Below are 21,346 nucleotides of genomic sequence, written 5' to 3' on the forward strand. Positions count from 1 at the left end.
CTGAGCGGGCGGTGGGGCCGAATGGGTCCAAGAGGGGAATGACGTGCTGATGACGGCAGCCGTGCGGAGCGTATGAAAAAGAAGAAATCTTTTACGATCAGAGATATTGCCGAGAATGCGGGTGTTTCCCCCGCCACGGTTTCGCTTGTGCTCAACGGCAAGGGAGAAATCTCTGGCGAGACCCGCACGCGTGTTCTTGAAGCCGTGTCGCGGCTGAATTACGTGCCGCGTGTGGCCAAGACCAGCAACGGCACCACAGGGCCGGGCGAGACGATTCGCTTCCTTAAAATTTCCAAGCACGGCGGCACGGTCAATCGCGATCACAGCGTATTCGTTTCGGACTATATCGACGGCATGTCGTCGGAAGCGTCCCGCCGCAATTACACGCTGGAGGTGGCGAGCTTCGAGGGGCAGCCGGTCAGCGCCGTGGCCGAGTCGCTGGCGGGTGCGCCGGTTCGCGGTGTCATCGCGCTCGGCACCGAATTGTCGGCGGTTGATATCCACATGATACAGGGCATGGGCCTGCCCACGGTCTTCATCGATACGTTTTACGATGTCGTTGAGGCCAATTTTGTCGACATGAACAATGAAGACGCCGTCTTCAAGGTGCTGTCGCATTTCAAGCAGTCCGGCTTCTCCCGCATAGGCTTTGTTGCGAGCCCCACCGAGACGATGAACTTCCGGTTGCGTCGTGAAGCCTATGTAAAGAACATGCAGCGGTTGAACCTCAAGGTTCAGCCCGAGGATATCCTGTCGGTCGAATCGACCTATGAAGGCGCTTATCGCGACACGCGCGAATTGCTGCAATCGGGGCATGAGCTTGCCGAATGCTATTTCTGCACCAATGACATTATTGCCTATGGCTTCATCCGGGCCCTGAAGGAAAGCGGCGTGCGCATACCGGAAGATGTTTCGGTGATCGGCTTCGACAATCTGCCGCAGAGCGCCACCATGGAGCCGATGCTGACGACGGTGGATGTCTCCAAGCGCAAGATCGGCAATCTGGCCGTGTCGATACTGGACGATCTGATCAATGCGGCTGACAAACAGCCTGCGGTCAAGGTGCTTGTGGGCGCTGACCTTGTGATCCGGCAGAGCGATTCGGTTCTGTCATCGCGGAAGAAGAAGCGTCCGCAGATGGAAGAAGCTGGCGAGTGACTGCATTATTCCTCGGCGGTCCAGATTTTCTCGAAAACGGTTTTCGTTCTCGTTGCGCCAAAGATTATTTGTTTATAGCTTCGATCCTAACGACAAGTGGTTTTCCGCATCTCGGGCGCTGGCAGGATAATATTGCCGTTGAAGCGGCTATAGATGAGTGACGTGAAAGCTGCTCTGATCGGATTTAAAAGGGGAATTCGAATGACCAGACAGCCCAATTCCGTTGAAGCTCGCGATATCGCTTATCATTTCCATTCAAACACCAATGCGCGCCGTCATGAAGAAATCGGCCCGGTGGTGATTGAAAAGGGCGATGGCATCTACGTCGAAGACAATAACGGCAAGCGCTACATTGAGGCGATGGCTGGGCTTTGGAGCGTCGGCGTCGGCTTTTCGGAAAAGCGTCTGGCCGATGCAGCGCATAAGCAGATGCTGAAGTTGCCTTATTCGCATACTTTCACGCATCGCTCGCATCCGCCGGTTATCGAACTGGCTGAAAAGCTGATCAGCATTGCGCCGGTGCCGATGAGCAAGGTTTATTTCACCAATTCCGGCTCCGAAGCCAACGACACGATTATCAAGATGTTGTGGTTCCGCGCTAATGCCATGGGCCAGCCGCAGCGCACCAAGATTATCGGTCGCAAGCGCGGTTATCATGGTGTGACGATTGCTTCGGCCAGCGCCACCGGCCTGCCGGTCAATCACAACTCGTTCAATCTGCCCCTGCCAGGCTTCCTGCACACGACGTGTCCGCATTATTACCGCGATGCGCTGCCGGGCGAGACGGTGGATGAATTCACCACGCGTCTTGCCAAGGAATTGGAGGACATGATCCTCGCGGAAGGACCGGAAACGGTTGCAGCTTTCATCGGCGAGCCGGTGATGGGCGCAGGGGGCGTTGTCGTGCCACCGGAAGGTTATTGGGAAAAGATTCAGGCCGTGCTGCAGAAATACGATATTCTGCTGATCGCCGACGAAGTGATCTGCGGTTTTGGTCGTACCGGCAACATGTTCGGTTCGCAGACCTTCAACATGAAGCCGGATATCATGACGCTGTCGAAGCAGATTTCGTCGTCTTATCTGCCGATCTCGGCTTTCATGTTCAACGACCGCGTCTATCAGCCGGTGGCCGATGAAAGCGCGCGTCTTGGCGTGTTCGGTCACGGCTATACGGGATCGGGCCATCCGGTCGCAGCCGCCGTTGCGGTTGAGAATCTCAAGATTATCGAAGAGCGTGATCTGGTGACCAATGCGCGTGAAACGGGTGCCTATATGCAAAAGCGCCTGCGCGAACTGGCCGATCATCCGCTGGTCGGCGAAGTGCGAGGCGTTGGTCTCATTGCGGCACTTGAGCTGGTTGGCGACAAGGCCACCAAGGCACCGCATGAGAAGGTTGGCGCGCTGGGCGGTCTTGCCAATGCTGCGATGTTCGGCAATGGGGTCATCACCCGCAATATGGGCGACGCAATTGCCTTCTGTCCGCCGATGATCATCACGCCTGCGCAGGTCGATGATGTTGTTGCGGCAACGAAGAAGTCGCTGGATGAGGTCGCGGCCTCGCTCGGTCGCAGTTGATCTGAAAACGCCTTCAAGGGACAAACAAAACCCGCATCAGCGATGATGCGGGTTTTCATTTTATGATGGAGAAAAACGCCTGTTCAATTGCCTGTTTGCAAGCGTTGAAAGATCAGATTTCCGATCGGTATGGCCGATGTTGCAGCTGGGGACGGTGCATTGCACACATGCAGCACACGTTTGGTCTGGTGGAATTTGAAGTCGTGAATGAGCTTGCCGTCTCGCGAAACGGCTTGCGCCCTTATCCCCGCACGATAAGGACGCAGGTCGCTTTCCTGCAGGGAAGGGCAATATTTCCGGCATTTTTCCAGATAGCTCGTCTTGAGGAGGCTATCCTTCATTTCTTCGAACCCGGACGAAAGATGGGCAGTAATCACCTTCCAGAAGCCCGGAAATGCGGCATAAGTCGCCATGTCACGCAGACTCGCCGAGAATTTGGGATAACCCTCGCGGGAAAGACCCAAAACGGCATTGGGACCGACGGTCAGGCTGCCATCGATCATTGGCGTCAGATGTATGCCGAGAAACGGCATTGAAGGATCGGGCACCGGATAGATCATGCGTTCAACGAGTTTGTTCAATTCGGGCCGTAAGGCATAGTATTCGCCGCGAAACGGCACGATCTGGAAATCGATATCGACGCCCGACCGGCGGGCAAGGCGGTCGGCCTGCAGACCGGCGCAGGCGATAACCTGCCTGCTTTCCCAAACCTTGTCGCCCGCATGAACGCGCGCGTTATCCGCCCGTTCTTCAATGCGATCGACACTGATATTGAATACGATATCGCCGCCCGCGGCGCGAATGAGATCGGCCATGGCGCGGCAGACCGCGCGATAATCAACAATACCGCTTTGCTCGACCAACAAAGCGGCAAGTCCGGTCACAGCGGGTTCGAATTCGCGTAATTCACCGCCATTGAGACGGCGGCAGGTGATGCCGTTTGCGGCGGCATTGGTTTCAAGGGCAGCAAGGCGCTGCACTTCCACATCGTTGGTCGCCACGACAAGCTTGCCCGGAACGCGATAGGCTATGTTGTTCTCGTCACAAAACTGCTTCGTCATGCGTTCGCCAGCGCGGCAAAGCTCTGCCTTGAAGCTGCCGGGCTGATAATAGATGCCCGCATGGATCACACCGCTATTATGGCCGGTCTGATGCATCGCAACGGCGTTTTCCTTTTCCAGCACCAGAATGCGGGCTGAAGGCTCTCTCCTGACAATGGTAAGCGCCGTGGCAAGGCCGACAATACCGCCACCAACGAGACAATAATCATACATGATGGCGCCCGATATTCGCTGCATGCTGCATCAAAATTACCTTCCACAAAGTAGCACAAGCGTCAATGTCCTATAACAGCAATGTAGCTTCTGCCGCGCGGACGGATAGTCCTCTTTTGGGTGCATATCCCGACGTTGCCGGTGGTGCGAATATTTTTCCTTTGCACGTAAAATTGGTATCCCGTTCCTCTACAACCGCCGCGCGTTGCTCGATCATTGTTGGTATTGGAAGCGCTTGAGGCCGGGGCACAGGCTGGCGCTTTCGGGGTAATCGACAGCTTGAACGAGGGCGTAGGATGACAATACTTACAAGACGTATTTTTCTGGCCGCTTCCACGGCTGTTATTGGGGTGGTGGCTGCAAGCGCAAGCTCCGCCGCTGATGTAAAAATCAATATCGGTTATCAAACGGTGGTTGAGCCGTCGAAGGTTGCGCAGGCCGATGGCGAATATGAAAAGGCGGCCAATGCCGACATCAATTGGCGCAAGTTCGATTCAGGCGCGGATGTGATTGCGGCTGTGGCTTCCGGCGATATCGACATCGGCTATGTCGGCTCCAGCCCGCTGGCTGCTGCCGCCAGCCGCGAACTGCCGATTGAGACGTTTTTCGTCGTGGGGCTGATCGGTGAATCCGAGGCGCTGGTCGCGCGGGATGCCGCCTCCGTCAAGGACCTCGCAGGCAAGAAGGTTGCCGTGCCGTTTGTCTCGACCACGCATTACAGCCTGCTGGCCGCGCTCAAGCATGAGGGCATGGACAGCAAGTCGGTGGAAATCCTCAATCTGCGTCCGCCGGAAATTGCCGCCGCTTTCGAACGCGGCGACATTGACGCCGCTTATGTCTGGGACCCGGCATTGGGCCAGATCAAGACCAAGGGCAAAGTCATTCTGGATTCGGCCAAGGTTGCCGAATGGGGTGCGCCAACCTTTGACGCATGGATCGTCCGCAAGGATTTCGCCAGCGAGCATCCGGCAGCGGTACGGGATTTCGTGAAGGTAACCGGCAAGGCCTATGATGCCTATAATTCCAAGCCGGAAGCCTGGGATGCCAAATCACCGCAGGCGGAAAAGATTGCCCGCCTGACCGGCGCCAAGCAGGAAGAAATTCCAGCGCTCCTGAAAGGCTATGTCTATCCGTCGCTGAAGGATCAGGCCTCTGCCGACTATCTGGGCGGCGCAACCGTGAAGGCGATTGCGGACACTTCCGCCTTCCTGAAGGAGCAGGGCAAGATCGACAACGCGCTGCCGGATTATGCGCCTTACGTCACCACGAAATTCGTGACGGACGCGCTCGCCAGCAACTGATCCTGAGCGTTTCAGATCGAACAAACCCCTGTCCGCCGACCATTCCGGCGGGCAGGGGCATTTGCGGTAACAGGTAGGGCATATGAGCCAGCTCAAACTCAGTCAGATCAGCGTGCACTATGGCGGCACTGCGACACCGGCGCTCAACAATGTATCGCTTGACCTCTCGGCGGGCGAATTCGTTGTACTCACCGGGCGTTCAGGTTGCGGAAAAACGTCGTTGCTCAATGTCGCTGCCGGATTGTTGCAGCCGCAAAGCGGCGCGGTGACGCGAAACGGTGTTCGTCTGCAAGGTGCAGGACAAGGGCGGGCGGTGGTGTTCCAACACGATGCGCTGTTTCCATGGTTCAACACGCGCGACAATGTCGCCTTTGCCTTGCGACTGAAAGCCATTCCCCAGAGCGAGCGACGCCGCATCGCCGATGAATTGCTGGCGCAGGTCCGGTTGGAAGGCGCGGGCGACAAGGCGATCTGGGAATTGTCGGGCGGCATGCGCCAGCGTGTCGGACTGGCGCGGGCGCTGGCCTCAAAGCCGGATTTTCTATTGATGGACGAGCCGCTGGGCGCACTCGACGCGCTGACGCGTGAACGCATGCAGACGCTGTTGCTCGACATATGGGGCAAGAGCGCGGCGGGCGTCCTGATGGTCACGCATGGCATTGAGGAAGCATTGCTGCTCGCAACCAGAATTGTCGTGATGCTGCCGCATCCGGGGCGGATCGAGCGGGTGTTCGATGTGAATTTCGGCAGGCGTTATCTGGCGGGCGAGCCAGTGCGGTCCATCAAGACGGACCCGGCGTTCCTGCAAGCGCGGGGCGAACTGGCGGATGCCATATTCGAAGGAGAAGCCGCATGAGTGTTTCGACAGAAACGCGCAGCTATGACGATATTGCGCAAAGCAAATCGGAGAGTTCCACTGATCTGCCCCGGCTGGGTTCACGGCCATGGCTGTCGTTATTTTCCGGCACGCGTGCGATCAGCGCGGCGACGATTGTTGCTCTCATCCTTGTCTGGTGGTTGGCGGCAAGCCTGAAACTGGTCTCGCCGGTCTTTTTGCCGTCGCCCGCACAGGTTCTGGCCAAGTTTTTCAGCGTGGCGCAAAACGGTTTCGTCGATGCGACGCTGGCGCAGCATCTGATCGCGAGTCTTGCCCGCGTTTTTGCGGCGCTGGTCGTTTCGATCGTCATTGCCGTGCCGGTCGGCCTTGCCATTGGCCTTAGTCCCGTCGGGCGGGGTATTCTCGACCCCATTCTGGAATTTCTGCGCCCGATCCCGCCGCTTGCTTATCTGCCGCTGGTGGTGATCTGGTTCGGCATCGGCGAAACGTCGAAAGTGCTGGTCATCTTTTTGGCGATGCTGGCGCCGATTGCGCTTTCCACGGCATCCGGCGTGCGCAGCGTTTCGCAGGAGCGTTTGAATGCTGCGCGCGCCTTCGATGCAAGTCGTCGGCAACTGGTGCGTTTCGTTGTGCTGCCGCATACGCTGCCCTCGATCTTTACCGGGGTGCGCATTGCGCTGGGCGCAGGCTGGACCACGCTGGTAGCCGCGGAACTGGTTGCAGCGACCAGAGGCCTTGGTTTCATGATCCAGTCGGCCGCGCAGTTCCTTGTGACCGATGTGGTGATCATGGGCATTATCGTCATTGCGCTGATCGCTTTTGCGTTTGAACTGTCGTTGCGCAAGCTTGAATCCGTGCTGGTGCCCTGGGCGGGGCGCGATTGAGGCAGCAGGCTTTACAATATGTCGTGCACTGTCTTGCGCGGCGATAGCGTTCGAGAAGTAAAGAATTTCCCCTGAACCCCGTGAGGTTAGACGTTCGTTTCTGTGGCTGCGCTTATTTGTCTCTAACATAAGAACAAGAAGAAGCCGGTGTTTCAGGAGCAGTATTGATGCGCATTACAAGACGTAAATTTGCAGGACTTCTCGCCGGTTCGGCTGCATTACCATTGATCGGCAGTGTGCCTGCTTTCGCGCAGGAAAACGTGCTGCGCATCGGTTACCAGAAATACGGCACGCTGGTTCTGCTCAAGGCGCGCGGCATTCTCGAAGAGAAGTTGCAGAAGATCGGCTTTGACGTGCGCTGGACCGAGTTTCCGGCAGGGCCACAGCTTCTCGAAGCGCTGAATGTCGGCGCGGTTGATTTTGGCACCACCGGCGAAACGCCGCCGATCTTCGCGCAGGCAGCCGGTGCGCCGCTTGTCTATATTGCGCATGAGCCTCCGGCGCCGACCGGCGAGGCCATTCTGGTGCCGAAGGACAGCCCCATCAAGACGGTTGCAGAGCTGAAGGGCAAGAACGTCGCGCTCAACAAAGGTTCGAATGTTCACTACCTTCTGGTCAAGGCGCTTGAAGATGCAGGCCTTGCCTATACCGACATCAAAACCACCTTCCTGCCACCTGCCGATGCGCGCGCCGCTTTTGAGCGTGGCGCAGTCGATGCCTGGGTGATCTGGGATCCTTTTCAGGCCGCAGCGGAAATCGCCATTGAAGCGCGCGAGTTGCGCAACGGCGAAGGGCTTGTGCCCAACCATCAGTTCTATCTTGGCGCAAAGCCCTTTGTGGATGCGAACCCGCAAGCCATCGATATCGTTATCGATGCGATTGCCGAGATCGATACATGGATCAAGGACAATACGGCGACGGTCGCGGCAGAACTTGCGCCTTCGGTCGGCATTCCGGAAAATGTTCTTGTCCGTGCCGTTGAGCGTCAGTCCTATGGCGTCAAGCCGCTCGATGCAGCGGTCATCGCCCAGCAGCAGGAAATTGCAGACACCTTCTTCAAACTCGGCCTCATTCCCAAGGAAATTTCCATTGCCGAGGTGACGCGCAAGGGAGCGGCTTGATGGCGGATTCAAGCATTTCGGGCATTTCCGGCTTTGCCGGTAAGAGCAGCACAGGCAATGTCCCGCGTTTCAAATCGCTCGGCAAACTGCTTGCACCATGGGCGCTGCCGATTGTTCTTTTGATCGTCTGGGAGATCGCCGCGCGTACCGGCCTGATCACGGCGCGATTGATGCCGGCTCCCAGCACGGTGGCGGCGGCATTCTGGAAGTCGCTGCTGGACGGAACGCTGATCTATCATACCTATATTTCCACACAGCGCGCCTTGATCGGTCTCGTCATCGGTGGTGGCTTGGGTTTTGTCGCCGGGATCGTCAACGGTCTCTGGAAACCAGCCGAAACGCTGCTCGACAGCACCTTGCAAATGCTGCGCAACATCCCGCATCTGGCGCTTATTCCGCTCGTCATCCTGTGGTTCGGGATTGATGAAACCGCCAAGATTTTTCTCGTTTCCATCGGCGTTTTCTTTCCGATCTATATCAACACGTTTTACGGCGTGCGCACCATCGATCCCCAATTGATCGAGATGGCGCATGTCTATGGGTTGGATCGGAAGGCGCTGATCCAGCGCATTATCTTGCCGGGTGCTCTGCCGTCGATCCTTGTCGGCCTGCGCTATGCTCTGGGCTTCATGTGGCTGACGCTGATCGTTGCCGAGACCATTTCGGCCACCAGCGGCATTGGCTATATGACCATGAATGCGCGTGAGTTTCTGATGACCGATGTGGTGTTGCTCGGCATCATCATCTATGCGCTTCTCGGCAAAGTGGCCGACACGGCAACCCGTCTCATCGAAAAGCGTGTGCTTGTCTGGCATCCGGCCTATCAGCCGGAGAAAGGCAAAAACTGATGGCTGCGGTTCAGGACACATATGATGTCGCAACGACCGCTCGCGGTGCGGAAGTGGATGGTGGATTGCCCATTTCGCTTTCCCGTGTCGACCGTACCTTCGGTAGCCTCAAGGTTCTGCGGCACTTCAACCTGGAGGTGCCGTCCGGGCAGTTTCTGGCCGTTGTCGGGCGCTCTGGCGGTGGCAAGTCCACGCTTCTGCGCCTGATTTCGGGGCTCGACCTGCCCGATGGCGGGCGCGTTACGGTGGGTGGAGAAGCGCTGACTGGCATCAGCCCATCGGTGCGTCTGCTGTTTCAGGAAGCACGGCTGGTGCCGTGGCAGCGCGTGACCGACAATGTCGGCATAGCGCGTGGCGAAAACTGGCGCGAGGCCGCACTCTCCGTCCTGTCGGATGTGGGGCTTGAAGGGCGCGGCAATGACTGGCCTTCCGTCCTGTCCGGCGGCCAGCGGCAGCGTGTGGCGTTGGCGAGGGCGCTGGTCAGCGATCCGAAAATCCTGCTTTTGGACGAGCCCTTTGGCGCGCTCGATGCGTTGACGCGTATCGAGATGCACCGTCTTCTGGAACGCATCTGGACGAAGCGTGGCTTTACGACGGTCCTGATCACCCACGATGTGGCCGAAGCTGTCGCACTCGCTGATCGGGTCATCGTTTTACGCGAGGGGTCGATTGCGCTCGATATCGACATTGATCTGGAGCGCCCGCGCCGCAAACTTGCCGATGCCCGCGCGATTGACCTGCAAAAGCGGATTCTGGACGCGGTGTAAGAGCCTGTTCCAAAAGTCGCCCTGTGCGGCTGCAAATGGCAATTTTCTACGTTCCGGTGCTCACGTACCTTAAGTACGCTCCGCTCCGGTACGCGAAAATCACCATTTTCACGCACACATGCTGCTTTTTGGTTCAGGCTCTAAGCGATCTCCCAAAAACACGATATGAAAAACGCTGCGATCTGAATTGATCGCGGCGCGAACCCGTGCCCGCCCTTGACAGCCATTGCGATATCGATAAATTCCAACTGGACTAGTGGAAAGACCAGTGGGTCAGTGGGAGCAGCGTTGATCGTCGCACATAATCTTCTGCTCGATAAGAACACGGGCCTGGGGCGAAACCTGGAGCGGCGTACCATCAAGGATGTGATCGCCGACAAGATCGCAGCGCTTATTGCGTCCGGTTTGCTGGCGGTGGGCGATGAGCTGCCGGGCGAACGCGAATTGTCCGCAGCGCTTTCGGTCAGTCGCCAGACGGTGCGCAGCGCCATCCAGACGCTTGCGGCGCGCGGTGTGCTGGAAGTTTCGCACGGATCGCGCACGCGCGTCGCCAAAGCCGATCTTACCGGCATGGCGGTCGGCATAACATCAAGGCTCAATGTCGATCTTTACGATGTCCATGCCGTGCATGCGGCGAGACTGCTGGTCGAGCAGCAGATCGTCGGCGATGCCGCCGAGCGCATTTCCGACGAAGCGCTGGATATATTGCGTCGCTCGCTCAAGGCGCAGATTGATTGCCTGAATGATCCGGTTCGTTTCCTGATCTGCGACCGCGAGTTTCACGTCACGATCTATCGTGAATGCGGAAACCCGCTGCTCGCCGACATCGTTACCGATCTTTACACCTATATGCTGGAGCATCGCCGCCGCGCCGTTGCGCAGCCGGGCGCAATTGATGGCAGTTTTTCCGACCATCAGGCGATCTTGCAAGCGCTTGAAAAGCGCGACCGCGAGGCGGCGATGGCGGCCTTCGCCGCGCATGAAGAACGCATTTATGTTTCAACCAAGAACTTGCTTGCCAAGGTGCGCGACAAGCGCGGCTGAGGGAGTTGGATGCGGTCAGCATCCGTGAATGGGAAAGGCGAAATCGCATGCATGTTTTGATTATCGGCGCAGCAGGAATGGTTGGCCGCAAGCTTTCCGAAGCAATCGCCCGTGATGGCGGCATTGACGGAAAGCCCGTCGAGCAGTTGACGCTGGTGGATGTGGCTGCGCCGACCCCGCCGGAGGGCTTTACTGGTACGGTCCATGCGAGCGCCGGGGATATTTCCGATCCAGCCGTCACACGCGCGCTGATTGCCAAGCGACCGGACCTTATCTTTCACCTGGCGGCCATCGTTTCCGGTGAAGCGGAACTCGATTTCGACAAAGGCTATGCGATCAATCTCGACGGTACGCGCTATCTGCTCGAGGCGATCCGCAAGGAAGGCGAAAAGGCGCCCTACAAACCGCGTGTTGTTTTCACCTCGTCCATTGCCGTGTTCGGCGCGCCATTCCCGGAAAAGATCGACGACGAGTTTTTCCTGACGCCGCGCACCAGCTATGGCGCGCAAAAGGCAATCGGCGAACTGCTGCTGGCAGACTATGCCCGCAAAGGCTTTCTGGATGGGATCGGCATTCGCCTGCCCACCGTCTGCATTCGTCCCGGCAAGCCAAACAAGGCGGCATCGGGCTTCTTCTCCAATATTCTGCGCGAACCGCTGGTCGGACAGGAAGCGATCCTGCCGGTCGATGAATCGGTACGCCATTGGCATGTGAGCCCGCGCCGGGCGGTTGGCTTCCTGCTTCATGCCGCGACTATCGATCTGGCTAAAGTCGGGCATCGTTGCATCCTCAATATGCCGGGTTTGTCTGCCACCGTTGGAGAACAAATTGAAGCATTGCGCCGTGTCGCTGGCGACAAGGCCGTGGCGCTTATCCGCCGGGAGTCCGACCCGCTGATTGAAGGCATCGTCGCCGGTTGGGCGCAGGACTTCGATGCGAGCCGCGCCATCGCTCTTGGTTTTGTCGGTGACAAATCCTTCGATGAAATCATCCGTATCCATATCGAGGATGAACTTGAGAAGGCCTGATCGGCAAGGCAACTGAAATAAAGGGAGGTTCGCATGGCGCCGGGCAAAACGGCAACCGTGATTGGTCTTGGCTCGATGGGGTGGGGCGCAGCCCTGTCCCTGCTGCGCGCGGGCTTTCACGTCAAGGGCGTGGATATTCGTGACGAAGTGCTGAAGCGGTTCACGGAAGAGGGCGGCGAGGCTTTTTCCGCACCTGCCGATGCGGGCACAAGTGATGTTGTCTTTGTCTTCGTGGTCAATTCCGATCAGGCCATGGAAGTGCTGTTTGGCCCAAAAGGAGCGGTGCAGACCGCCGCGCCCGGCACGGTATTTCTTCTATGCGTGACAATGGCGCCAAGCGTGACGGTCGAGATCGCTGCCAAGCTTGAAGCTGCGGGAATGGCGGTTATCGATGCACCGGTTTCTGGCGGTTTTCAAAAGGCGCTGACCGGCGAAATAACGGTCATGGGTTCCGGCGCGGATGCAGCTTTCGCGAAAGCCGCCCCGGCTCTGGACGCCGTTGCGGCCAAAGTGTTCCGGCTTGGGGAAGAGTTCGGCCTTGGCTCAAAAGTCAAGATGATCAATCAGTTGCTGGCAGGTGTTCACATCGCCGCTGCCGCTGAAGCGCTGACGCTCGCCGCCAAAGTGGGTCTCGACTTGCAGACGGTATTTGATGTCATCCGCGTTTCTGCTGGTTCGTCCTGGATGTTCGAAAATCGCGGGCCGCATATCGTTGATGGTGATTATACGCCGCGTTCTGCGGTCAATATTTTCGTCAAGGATATGGGGATTGTGGCTGGCGAAGCGTCTGATGCAGGCGGCTCCACGCCGCTTAGCGAAGCCGCGCTGGCCTTGTTCAAGCAAGCATCCGAGGCCGGTTTCGGCCTCGAAGACGATGCCGCCGTTGCCAAGATTTTGGCCGCGCGCAGCGGCATTGCCTTGCCGGGCATGGAGAAATAATTGATGGCTATCGTATTGGGCGCCATTGCCGATGACTTCACCGGAGCCACGGACCTTGCCGGGCTATTGGCCCGCAGCGGCTATCCGGTTTCGCTGCGCTTCGGATTGCCCAGTGAAACTGACGCGGCGGAAACGACCGCACCATTCGAAATCATCGCGCTGAAATGCCGGACAATTCCCGTTGATGAGGCCGTGGCTCAGGTGCGCGCAGCATATGCGTGGCTGAAAGCAGCAGGTGCGCAGCGGTTCTACTGGAAATATTGCTCGACATTCGACAGCACTGCCGCAGGCAATATAGGGCCGGTCGCGGAAGCTCTGATGGCCGATATTGGCACGTCGCAGACGATCTATTGTCCGGCTTTTCCTGAAAACGGTCGCAGCATTTTCATGGGGCATCTTTTCGTCGGTGAACAGCCGCTGGATGAAAGCCCGATGAAGGATCATCCGCTGACACCGATGCAGGATTCCAGCCTGGTGCGTTTGCTGCAACCGCAGGTCAAAGGCAAGGTCGGATTGGCCAATCGCCTCATTGTGGCACGCGGTGCCGATGCCCTGAAAGCGCGGCTCGCGGAACTGGCTAGCCAGGGTGTGGCACATGTCATCGTTGATGCGGTCGCCGATGAGGACCTTGGAACCATTGCCGAGGCTACGCTTAATCTGCCCTTGCTCACCGGGGGTAGCGCGCTTGCCATGCCATTGCCGCGTCTGTTGGCTGAGGCAGGGCAGTTGCAGCAAGACAGGCAAGAGGCGCAGGAGCCTGCCGTTGGTGAAGGCCAAATCGTGCTTTCCGGCAGTTGTTCGGCGATGACACTCAAACAGGTTGCGCATTATGCGCAAAGAGCCGCGAGCTACCGGCTCGACCCGCTGGAACTGGCGGAACATGGCGCTGGCGAGGCTTTCGCGTGGCTCCGGCAGCGCTCATTGAATGAACCGAAGCTGATCTATGCCAGCGCAGAACCCGCATCGGTTCGTGCGGCGCAGGAAAAGCTTGGCGTGGAGCGGGCAGGGCAGATTGTCGAAGAGGCTCTTGCCGCTCTGGCGCGCGAGGCTTTCAGTCTTGGCATTCGCCGTTTCGTGGTGGCGGGTGGTGAAACATCCGGCGCAGTGGCGCAGGCGCTTGGCGTCTCGCGCGTGATGGTCGGCAGGGAAATCACCCCCGGCGTTCCGTGGACCTTTGCCACGATCAAGGGCGAGACAGCGGCGCTGGCGCTCAAATCAGGTAATTTCGGTTCCGAGAGCTTTTTTGAAACGGCGCTGCGCAAGCTGGGGGCAGTATGAGCGAAGAAGCGCGGCTACGCGAAAGCATATGCCTGATGGCGAAATCCATGTTCGACCGAGGGCTCACCGGCGGTTCGTCGGGCAATATTTCAGCCCGCTTGTCAGACGGGCGGTTGCTCGTCACCCCGACCGGCAGTTCTTTCGGCAATCTCGATCCGGCAAGGCTGGCCTTGTTCGACAGCGAAGGCAAATTTGTCGGCGGCGACAAGCCGACCAAGGAAATGCCGCTGCACGCTGCATTTTACGAAACGCGGGCAGCCAAAACGGGCGCTGTGGTGCATCTGCATTCCTGCCATTCCGTCGCGCTGTCCATGCTGCCGGATGTGGACCCGGACAATATGCTCCCGCCGCTGACCGCCTATTCGATTATGAAACTCGGTAAGGTAAAGCTGCTGCCCTATTTCATCCCCGGCGATCCCGCGATGGGCGATGCGATTCGTGGTCTGGCAGGCAAGCGAAGCGCCGTAATGCTGGCTAATCACGGTCCGGTCGTTGCCGCCAAGGATCTGGAAGCGGCGGTCTATGCCGTTGAAGAGCTTGAGGAAACCGCGAAGCTCGCCATGCTCACGCGCGGTTTGAAACCGAACATGCTGACGGAGGCGCAAATCCGCCAGATCGTCGATAAATTTGATGTGGAGTGGGATTGATATGGCGCGTTTTTCAGCCAATCTCGGCTTTCTCTGGCAAGAATTGCCGCTGCCTGACGCCATCCGCGCTGCAAAGGCCGCCGGTTTCGATGCTGTGGAATGCCATTGGCCCTATAAATTCGAGCCTGGCGATGTCGCTGCCGCCTTGCGCGATACCGAATTGACGATGCTTGGCCTCAATACAATTCGCGGCAATGTCGAGGCTGGCGAGAATGGTCTGGCAGCGCTTGCCGGACGGGAAGATGAGGCGCAGGCAGCGATTCGTCAGGCTGTGGATTATGCGGTCGCCATCGGTGCCCTGAATATCCATGTGATGGCCGGAAAAGCAGAAGGCGAAGCGGCGCATCGCACATTCATTGCAAATCTTACATATGCCTGCGAACTGGCCGCCACCCACGGCATAACGATCCTGATCGAGCCGCTCAATCATCGTGATGCGCCGGGATATTTTCTGAAGACATCAGAACAAGCCATTGCAATCATTCAAGAAGTGGCGGCAAGCAATCTGAAGCTGATGTTCGATTGCTACCATCTTCAAATCATGGAAGGCGATATCAGCAAACGGCTGGAAGCGTTGCAGCCGCATATCGGGCATGTCCAGATTGCGGCAGTGCCGGATAGAGCCGAGCCCGACCACGGCGAACTGGATTACCGGCATATTGTACAGTTGCTTGATGCTCTCGGCTATGAAAGGCCGCTCGGTGCCGAATATCGCCCGAAAACGACGACCGATGCCGGGCTGTCATGGCTGGTCGGGATGAAGGCTTCGCGATGAGGGCAACGGCTCGCACAATCTCTTTAGCTAATGTTTCGGAATTGCGGCAAAACGAGATTGACTCGCGGCCTTCGACCGGCCAACAATGGACAAGTGGTCCGTTCACCTTACCAGTTAAGGGTGAAACGGTCCCGGCAGGGAATTGACGGCATACGCAATAAGCGCGCCTGACTATCAGCTGCGCAGCATCGACCCACTATTGAAATTCGATAATGCATTCAGGCCGAAGCATATCCGCCCTCCGGGTTTCGAGGATCGTCAGGATCTTGCTTCAATAGAAAATTCAAATTGAAAACGCGCTCTGAGGCCGGGGCCGCAACACGGAGGATTGCTGGGATGAGTGAGGCAACGGGTGCGAAAAGTGGGGCCATTGCGCTTGTCACCGGCGGCGGTACAGGTGTGGGCCGCGCTATCGCCAAGGCCCTCGGAGCACAAGGTTATAACGTCGTGATTTCCGGTCGTCGCATCGATGTGCTGGAAAAGGCAGCATCCGATCTTGCTTCGCAAACGGGGGGAAGCTTTCACTCAATCGCAGCTGATGTGGGCGACCCGGTCGCCGTTCGCAAACTGTTTGATGCGATTGTTGAAAAGTTCGGACGGCTCGACCTTCTGGTCAACAATGCGGGCGTTCTCGTTCCGGGTGTGCCGCTTGAAGAGGTGACGTTCGAAGACTGGAGCGCGATTGTCGGCGCCAATCTCACAGGCGCTTTTCTGTGTACGCAGCAGGCTTTCCGCGTAATGAAGGCGCAAAGCCCGCGCGGCGGGCGCATCATCAATAATGGGTCCATTTCCGCCACCACGCCGCGCCCCAATTCAGCGCCTTATACGGCGACGAAACATGCCATTGCCGGGCTGACCAAATCGACCGCCCTCGACGGGCGCAATTTCGATATTGCCTGCGGCCAGATCGATATCGGCAATGCCGCCAGCGATATGACGCAGAAGATTTCGACCGGCGTCATTCAGGCGAATGGAACCATGGCGGCAGAGCCGACCATTGATCCTGCACATGTCGCCAATGCGGTTGTCTATATGGCAAGCTTGCCGCTCGACGCCAATGTGCTGACCATGACCGTCATGGCAACCAAGATGCCCTTTGTGGGCCGTGGTTAAATAAAAACGGGAATGCGCACCGAAAGAGGAATTCGGCGCGGAGAGCATGCAAAGCAAGGAGAATATTCGCGAAAGATCTGAGCGTCGGAAGTGAGGAGCCGACATTCACATCTTCTGAAAATACAGAATGCAGTCTGGGAGGAGATGCATGGCCACTGTTCAATTCGCCGAAGTGAAAAAGTCTTTCGGCAATTTCCCCGTCATCAAAGGCGTTAATATCGATATTGAAGATGGCGAGTTCGTCATTCTCGTCGGCCCTTCGGGCTGCGGAAAATCGACCCTGCTGCGCATGCTGGCTGGACTGGAGAATATTTCCGGCGGCGAAATTCGCATCGGCGGCAGGCCGGTCAACAACCTGCCGCCCAAGGAACGCGATATCGCCATGGTGTTCCAGAATTATGCGCTCTATCCGCATATGACGGTCGCCAAGAACATGGCGTTCTCGCTGATGCTGAATTCAGCGCCGCAGGCGGAAATCGACAAGCGTGTGAATTATGCCGCTGGCATTCTGGGCCTAACCAATCTGCTCGACCGCTATCCGCGCCAGCTTTCCGGTGGTCAGCGCCAGCGCGTGGCTATGGGACGCGCCATTGTTCGCGATCCGCAGGTTTTCCTGTTCGATGAGCCTTTGTCCAATCTCGACGCCAAGCTGCGCGTTGCGATGCGCGCCGAGATCAAGGAACTGCATCACCGCCTGAAAACGACGACCGTTTATGTGACGCACGACCAGATCGAAGCCATGACCATGGCCGACAAGATCGTCGTCATGCATGACGGCATTGTTGAGCAGGTGGGTTCGCCGCTGGAACTCTATGACAATCCCAACAATCTGTTTGTGGCGGGCTTTATCGGTTCTCCGGCTATGAACATGATCAAGGGCAAGCTTGATCCGCAAAACCCGCAGGTGTTCGTGGCTACCGATGGCACGAGGCTGCCCCTGTCGCGCAGCTATCCGCAGGCTGTGGGGCGAGACCTCGTTTACGGTCTGCGCCCGGAATATATCCGGCTTGACGGTGCGGGTCTGGCCGCGCCCGTGGTGGTGATCGAACCGACCGGCTATGAAACGCAGATGGTCGTGAATTTCGGCGGCACGGAAGTCACCTGTGTTTTCCGCGAACGCGTCGATGTGCGCCCCGGCGAGGCGATCAATATTTCTATCGACCCCGGCAATGTTCACCTCTTCGACGAAGAGAGCGGCATGCGCCTTATTGGATGAATTTATACAAGGCACGCTGAAGGAGGGGAGAGCCGGAGGCCGTGTCTTTTCTGGGAAAGTGCATTTCACCAGATAGCCGTTTTCGCCTGCAGGGACAGTGAACACGGCGTAACCAAGTCCCATTTTTGGAGGAGGAGCATAATGACTATCAGAAGAAGAACATTCCTGACAGGAACGGCAAGTCTTGTTGGCGCGGCGGGTTTGTCGGGCCTCGGCATCCGTCCGTCTTTTGCAGCCGAACCGGATTATAAGCCGGAAGCGGGCGCCAGCCTGCGCGTGTTGCGCTGGACGCCTTTTGTGAAGGGCGATGAGGAAAGCTGGCTCGCCAACACCAAGAAGTTTACCGAAGCCACCGGCGTGGAAGTGCGCATCGACAAGGAAAGCTGGGAAGATATTCGTCCAAAGGCTGCGGTTGCCGCCAATGTGGGCTCTGGCCCCGATATCGTGATGTGCTGGTTCGACGATGCCCACCAGTATCCTGACAAGTTGGTCGATCTGACGGAGCTTGGCACTTATCTCGACGGGAAATATGGCGGTTTCTATGACGGCCTCAAGGGTTATGCGACCCGCGAAGGCAAGTTCATCGCCATGCCGCTGACAGCAATCGGCAACGCGATTGTCTATCGCGACAGCCATATGAAAGCGGCTGGCTTCAGCGAATTCCCGCAGGACACCAAGGGCTTCCTTGAGCTTTGCAAGGCCATGAAAGCCAAGGGAACACCTGCTGGCTTCCCGCATGGCAAGGCTGTCGGTGACGGCAACAACTATGCGCATTGGCTGCTCTGGAGCCATGGTGCGCAGATGGTTGATGAAAGCGGCAAGGTGACGATCAACTCGCCGGAAACCATTGCCGCCATCAACTATGCCAAGGAGCTTTATGCGACCTTCATTCCGGGCACGGAAAGCTGGCTCGACATCAACAACAACCGTGCGTTCCTCGCCGGTCAGGTGTCGCTGACGGCCAATGGCGTTTCCATCTACTATGCGGCGAAGAATGATCCGAAACTTAGCGAATTCGCCGCTGACATGCGCAGCACGAACTTCCCCATTGGCCCGGTCGGCAAGAGCGTAGAACTGCACCAGACCAGCTCGCTTCTGCTGTTCAAGCATTCGAAATATCCGGAAGCAGCCAAGGCCTACATCAAATTCATGATGGAAGCCGATCAGATGAACGCCTGGCTTGAAGGTTCCAGCGCCTATTGCTGCCAGCCGCTCAAGGCTTTCGCGGATAATCCGGTGTGGAAGGCAAATCCGATCCATACGCCTTATGCCCGCGCTTCGGAAACGCTGCGTCCGAACGGCTATGCCGGTCCGCTCGGCTATGCTTCGGCAGCCGTCATGGCCGACTATGTTCTGGTCGACATGTTCGCCTCCGCCGTTACCGGTGCTTCCACGCCGGAAGAAGCTGTGGCGAGCGCCGAAAAACGCGCCAACCGCTATTATCGCGTCTAGTCGCTGGAGCGGAGGCGCGAAGCCTAACTTCGCGCCTCGTTTCTTTTTGGGTTCTGGAGATTTGTATCCATGACGATGACCAATTCACCCGGAGCCGGAGTATCCGGCGATCCCGGTGCGATAAAACGGCCTTTCATGTCTCGCCTTGCGAATAATCACAACATGCTGGGCTTTCTGTTCATGCTGCCCGCAGCGGTTTTTCTGGTCTGCTTCCTGACCTATCCGCTTGGTCTCGGCGTCTGGCTCGGCTTTACCGACACGAAGATTGGCCGCGATGGCATTTTCATCGGCTTGGAAAATTACGAGTTTCTGTGGGATGACAGTGTCTTCTGGCTGTCGGTGTTCAACACCGTACTCTACACAACCGTGGCGTCGGTGTTGAAATTCGGTCTCGGCCTCTGGCTCGCGCTGCTGTTGAACGAAAACCTGCCGTGCAAATCGTTCTTCCGCGCCATCGTGCTGTTGCCATGGGTGGTGCCGACCGTGCTTTCAGCACTGGCATTCTGGTGGATCTACGATTCCCAGTTCTCGATCATTTCGTGGTCGCTGATCAAAATGGGCCTCATCGATCAACCCATCAATTTCCTTGGCGATCCAACCAATGCGCGTCTTTCGGTGATTGCAGCCAATGTCTGGCGCGGCATTCCTTTCGTGGCGATTTCGCTTCTCGCTGGCTTGCAGACCATTCCCGCCTCATTGCAGGAAGCAGCATCGCTGGATGGTGCCTCAAGCTGGCAGCGGTTCCGGCATGTGACATTGCCGATGCTGACGCCGATCATCGCGGTGGTGATGACGTTCTCCGTGTTGTTCACCTTCACGGATTTCCAGTTGATCTACGTTCTGACCAAGGGCGGCCCGGTCAACGCAACCCACCTGATGGCGACCCTGTCTTTCCAGCGCGCCATTCCCGGCGGCCAATTGGGTGAGGGTGCTGCGATTGCGGTCGCGATGATCCCGTTCCTCCTTGCCGCCATCATGTTTTCTTTCTTCGGCTTGCAGCGTCGCAAATGGCAGCAGGGCGGAAGCGACTGACAATGGAGATGACCATGAATTCCAAGGCACCTTCCAATGAAGCCGCTTTGAAGGACGACAGCCAGGGCATGTCCTATCTCAATCGCCTGCCGCGGCGGGTGGTGACGATCTACATACCCATAGCGCTGTTCGTCTTCGTGCTGCTGTTTCCGTTTTACTGGATGGCGATCACCGCCGTAAAACCGAACTCGCAGCTGACGGATTATGACAATTTCAGCCCCTTCTGGGTGGTGGGGCCGACGCTTGACCATATCAAATATCTGCTGTTCGAGACCTCCTATCCGGGCTGGTTGTGGAACACGATGCTGGTGGCGACGGCTTCGACTTTCCTGTCGCTGATTGCTTCCGTGTTGGGCGCTTATGCGATTGAACGCATCCGCTTCACCGGCTCGCGCTCGGTTGGCCTGTTCATCTTTCTGGCCTATCTGGTGCCACCGTCGATCCTGTTCATTCCGCTGGCGTTCATCGTCTTCAAGCTCGGCATCTATGATTCACGTCTGGCGCTGATCTTCACCTATCCCACCTTCCTCATTCCTTTCTGTACATGGCTGCTGATGGGTTATTTTCGCTCAATACCCTTCGAGCTTGAGGAAAGTGCTCTGGTGGATGGCGCCAACCGGTGGCAGATTCTGCTCAAGATCATCCTGCCGCTGGCCGTGCCGGGGTTGATTTCGGCAGGCATCTTCGCCTTCACGCTTTCCTGGAACGAATTCATCTATGCGCTGACATTCATTCAGTCTTCCGAGAACAAGACTGTTCCCGTGGGCGTGCTGACCGAACTGGTGCGTGGCGATATTTTCGAATGGGGCGCGCTGATGGCGGGGGCGCTGTTCGGTTCGCTGCCGGTGGTGATCCTCTATTCGTTCTTCGTTGACTACTACGTGTCGTCGATGACCGGAGCGGTGAAGGAATAGGCGGATTTTCTGAATGCGCTGAACGCATTGTCAGAGCCAAGAGTTTCTATGGGCCCGCTGCACAATTGGGTTTGTGCAGCGGGTCTTATTTTTTTCAGTGAGGGAATTTTAGCACTTGCCGATGCAATCAGGCAACGTTTCA

Annotated in this window: 21 protein-coding genes; 20 read left to right on the forward strand and 1 reads right to left on the reverse strand. The window is 57.5% G+C overall.

The features are described from left to right. Positions 1 to 72: 72 nt before the first annotated feature. The 3 genes from D8666_RS16160 to D8666_RS16165 are packed head-to-tail and all read left to right on the forward strand — an operon-like array spanning position 73 to position 2,733. Positions 73 to 1,158 carry a LacI family DNA-binding transcriptional regulator gene (locus D8666_RS16160; RefSeq protein WP_109367645.1) on the forward strand — a complete coding sequence of 362 codons (1,086 nt, stop codon included), beginning with the start codon at positions 73 to 75 and terminating at the stop codon, positions 1,156 to 1,158. Further along, a complete protein-coding gene (locus D8666_RS24260) occupies positions 1,155 to 1,319 on the forward strand; it encodes a hypothetical protein (protein WP_167836100.1) in 165 nt (54 codons plus the stop codon). The genes D8666_RS16160 and D8666_RS24260 overlap by 4 nt, the downstream gene beginning before the upstream one ends. A 40-nt stretch (positions 1,320 to 1,359) precedes the next feature. Then, positions 1,360 to 2,733 carry an aspartate aminotransferase family protein gene (locus tag D8666_RS16165; protein ID WP_109367644.1) on the forward strand — a complete coding sequence of 458 codons (1,374 nt, stop codon included), beginning with the start codon at positions 1,360 to 1,362 and terminating at the stop codon, positions 2,731 to 2,733. An 83-nt stretch (positions 2,734 to 2,816) separates the two neighbouring features. Here D8666_RS16165 and lhgD read toward each other — a convergent pair whose 3' ends face one another. Further along, a complete protein-coding gene (gene lhgD / locus D8666_RS16170; RefSeq protein WP_209445991.1) occupies positions 2,817 to 4,007 on the reverse strand; it encodes an L-2-hydroxyglutarate dehydrogenase in 1,191 nt (396 codons plus the stop codon). A 296-nt stretch (positions 4,008 to 4,303) separates the two neighbouring features. Between lhgD and tauA the strand changes: the two genes are divergently transcribed. From tauA to D8666_RS16255, 17 genes are all read left to right on the forward strand, one after another. Next, entirely contained in the window at positions 4,304 to 5,308 is a 1,005-nt protein-coding gene (gene tauA / locus D8666_RS16175) for a taurine ABC transporter substrate-binding protein (protein ID WP_109367643.1), read from the forward strand. 82 nt (positions 5,309 to 5,390) lie between these two features. Next, positions 5,391 to 6,164, forward strand: a complete 774-nt coding sequence (locus D8666_RS16180) for a taurine ABC transporter ATP-binding protein (protein ID WP_109367642.1) — start codon at positions 5,391 to 5,393, stop codon at positions 6,162 to 6,164. Then, entirely contained in the window at positions 6,161 to 7,030 is an 870-nt protein-coding gene (tauC, locus tag D8666_RS16185) for a taurine ABC transporter permease TauC (RefSeq protein ID WP_121538756.1), read from the forward strand. The genes D8666_RS16180 and tauC overlap by 4 nt, the downstream gene beginning before the upstream one ends. A 167-nt stretch (positions 7,031 to 7,197) precedes the next feature. After that, a complete protein-coding gene (locus tag D8666_RS16190) occupies positions 7,198 to 8,151 on the forward strand; it encodes a sulfonate ABC transporter substrate-binding protein (protein WP_121538758.1) in 954 nt (317 codons plus the stop codon). After that, positions 8,151 to 8,999 carry an ABC transporter permease subunit gene (locus D8666_RS16195; protein WP_121538759.1) on the forward strand — a complete coding sequence of 283 codons (849 nt, stop codon included), beginning with the start codon at positions 8,151 to 8,153 and terminating at the stop codon, positions 8,997 to 8,999. Before D8666_RS16190 ends, D8666_RS16195 begins: the two co-directional genes overlap by 1 nt. Next, on the forward strand, positions 8,999 to 9,766 hold the full coding sequence (locus D8666_RS16200) for an ABC transporter ATP-binding protein (RefSeq protein ID WP_109367638.1): 768 nt from the start codon (positions 8,999 to 9,001) through the stop codon (positions 9,764 to 9,766). Before D8666_RS16195 ends, D8666_RS16200 begins: the two co-directional genes overlap by 1 nt. Before the next feature lie 288 nt (positions 9,767 to 10,054). Continuing rightward, positions 10,055 to 10,810 carry a FadR/GntR family transcriptional regulator gene (locus tag D8666_RS16205; protein ID WP_121538761.1) on the forward strand — a complete coding sequence of 252 codons (756 nt, stop codon included), beginning with the start codon at positions 10,055 to 10,057 and terminating at the stop codon, positions 10,808 to 10,810. A 47-nt stretch (positions 10,811 to 10,857) separates the two neighbouring features. Further along, positions 10,858 to 11,838: a D-erythronate dehydrogenase gene (gene denD, locus D8666_RS16210; protein ID WP_121538763.1), complete on the forward strand. Its 981-nt coding sequence runs from the start codon at positions 10,858 to 10,860 to the stop codon at positions 11,836 to 11,838. Between the two features lie 33 nt (positions 11,839 to 11,871). Continuing rightward, on the forward strand, positions 11,872 to 12,777 hold the full coding sequence (gene ltnD / locus D8666_RS16215; protein WP_121538765.1) for an L-threonate dehydrogenase: 906 nt from the start codon (positions 11,872 to 11,874) through the stop codon (positions 12,775 to 12,777). 3 nt (positions 12,778 to 12,780) lie between these two features. After that, on the forward strand, positions 12,781 to 14,055 hold the full coding sequence (gene otnK / locus D8666_RS16220) for a 3-oxo-tetronate kinase (protein WP_121538767.1): 1,275 nt from the start codon (positions 12,781 to 12,783) through the stop codon (positions 14,053 to 14,055). Continuing rightward, the gene (gene otnC / locus D8666_RS16225; RefSeq protein WP_109367633.1) at positions 14,052 to 14,702 is read left to right on the forward strand and encodes a 3-oxo-tetronate 4-phosphate decarboxylase; all 651 of its coding nucleotides are present in this window, start codon (positions 14,052 to 14,054) and stop codon (positions 14,700 to 14,702) included. Before otnK ends, otnC begins: the two co-directional genes overlap by 4 nt. A gap of 1 nt (position 14,703) precedes the next feature. Continuing rightward, positions 14,704 to 15,477: a hydroxypyruvate isomerase family protein gene (locus D8666_RS16230; protein WP_121538769.1), complete on the forward strand. Its 774-nt coding sequence runs from the start codon at positions 14,704 to 14,706 to the stop codon at positions 15,475 to 15,477. A 336-nt stretch (positions 15,478 to 15,813) separates the two neighbouring features. Then, the gene (locus tag D8666_RS16235; RefSeq protein ID WP_121538771.1) at positions 15,814 to 16,590 is read left to right on the forward strand and encodes an SDR family oxidoreductase; all 777 of its coding nucleotides are present in this window, start codon (positions 15,814 to 15,816) and stop codon (positions 16,588 to 16,590) included. A 148-nt stretch (positions 16,591 to 16,738) separates the two neighbouring features. Further along, a complete protein-coding gene (locus tag D8666_RS16240) occupies positions 16,739 to 17,806 on the forward strand; it encodes an ABC transporter ATP-binding protein (protein WP_121538773.1) in 1,068 nt (355 codons plus the stop codon). 141 nt (positions 17,807 to 17,947) lie between these two features. Next, positions 17,948 to 19,258, forward strand: coding sequence for an ABC transporter substrate-binding protein (locus D8666_RS16245; protein WP_109367629.1), 1,311 nt, complete (start codon positions 17,948 to 17,950; stop codon positions 19,256 to 19,258). A 69-nt stretch (positions 19,259 to 19,327) separates the two neighbouring features. Next, positions 19,328 to 20,290, forward strand: a complete 963-nt coding sequence (locus D8666_RS16250; protein WP_371830832.1) for a carbohydrate ABC transporter permease — start codon at positions 19,328 to 19,330, stop codon at positions 20,288 to 20,290. 8 nt (positions 20,291 to 20,298) lie between these two features. Continuing rightward, positions 20,299 to 21,204 carry a carbohydrate ABC transporter permease gene (locus tag D8666_RS16255; protein WP_171319087.1) on the forward strand — a complete coding sequence of 302 codons (906 nt, stop codon included), beginning with the start codon at positions 20,299 to 20,301 and terminating at the stop codon, positions 21,202 to 21,204. Positions 21,205 to 21,346 lie beyond the last annotated feature (142 nt).

Origin of the sequence: Ochrobactrum soli (genome assembly GCF_003664555.1) — a bacterium.
In the GTDB taxonomy this organism is placed as follows: Bacteria; Pseudomonadota; Alphaproteobacteria; order Rhizobiales; family Rhizobiaceae; genus Brucella; species Brucella teleogrylli.

What these genes read in the sequence shown, in the direction of transcription:
- otnC (WP_109367633.1), top strand. Translation starts at nt 14,052, where the DNA reads ATGAGCGAAGAAGCGCGGCTACGCGAAAGCATATGCCTGATGGCGAAA.
- tauC (WP_121538756.1), top strand. Translation starts at nt 6,161, where the DNA reads ATGAGTGTTTCGACAGAAACGCGCAGCTATGACGATATTGCGCAAAGC.
- D8666_RS16235 (WP_121538771.1), top strand. Translation starts at nt 15,814, where the DNA reads ATGAGTGAGGCAACGGGTGCGAAAAGTGGGGCCATTGCGCTTGTCACC.
- otnK (WP_121538767.1), top strand. Translation starts at nt 12,781, where the DNA reads ATGGCTATCGTATTGGGCGCCATTGCCGATGACTTCACCGGAGCCACG.
- tauA (WP_109367643.1), top strand. Translation starts at nt 4,304, where the DNA reads ATGACAATACTTACAAGACGTATTTTTCTGGCCGCTTCCACGGCTGTT.
- D8666_RS16165 (WP_109367644.1), top strand. Translation starts at nt 1,360, where the DNA reads ATGACCAGACAGCCCAATTCCGTTGAAGCTCGCGATATCGCTTATCAT.
- denD (WP_121538763.1), top strand. Translation starts at nt 10,858, where the DNA reads ATGCATGTTTTGATTATCGGCGCAGCAGGAATGGTTGGCCGCAAGCTT.
- D8666_RS16160 (WP_109367645.1), top strand. Translation starts at nt 73, where the DNA reads ATGAAAAAGAAGAAATCTTTTACGATCAGAGATATTGCCGAGAATGCG.
- D8666_RS16200 (WP_109367638.1), top strand. Translation starts at nt 8,999, where the DNA reads ATGGCTGCGGTTCAGGACACATATGATGTCGCAACGACCGCTCGCGGT.
- D8666_RS16230 (WP_121538769.1), top strand. Translation starts at nt 14,704, where the DNA reads ATGGCGCGTTTTTCAGCCAATCTCGGCTTTCTCTGGCAAGAATTGCCG.
- D8666_RS16190 (WP_121538758.1), top strand. Translation starts at nt 7,198, where the DNA reads ATGCGCATTACAAGACGTAAATTTGCAGGACTTCTCGCCGGTTCGGCT.
- D8666_RS16250 (WP_371830832.1), top strand. Translation starts at nt 19,328, where the DNA reads ATGACGATGACCAATTCACCCGGAGCCGGAGTATCCGGCGATCCCGGT.
- D8666_RS16195 (WP_121538759.1), top strand. Translation starts at nt 8,151, where the DNA reads ATGGCGGATTCAAGCATTTCGGGCATTTCCGGCTTTGCCGGTAAGAGC.
- D8666_RS16245 (WP_109367629.1), top strand. Translation starts at nt 17,948, where the DNA reads ATGACTATCAGAAGAAGAACATTCCTGACAGGAACGGCAAGTCTTGTT.
- D8666_RS16255 (WP_171319087.1), top strand. Translation starts at nt 20,299, where the DNA reads ATGACCATGAATTCCAAGGCACCTTCCAATGAAGCCGCTTTGAAGGAC.
- ltnD (WP_121538765.1), top strand. Translation starts at nt 11,872, where the DNA reads ATGGCGCCGGGCAAAACGGCAACCGTGATTGGTCTTGGCTCGATGGGG.
- D8666_RS16180 (WP_109367642.1), top strand. Translation starts at nt 5,391, where the DNA reads ATGAGCCAGCTCAAACTCAGTCAGATCAGCGTGCACTATGGCGGCACT.
- lhgD (WP_209445991.1), bottom strand. Translation starts at nt 4,007, where the DNA reads ATGTATGATTATTGTCTCGTTGGTGGCGGTATTGTCGGCCTTGCCACG.
- D8666_RS16240 (WP_121538773.1), top strand. Translation starts at nt 16,739, where the DNA reads ATGGCCACTGTTCAATTCGCCGAAGTGAAAAAGTCTTTCGGCAATTTC.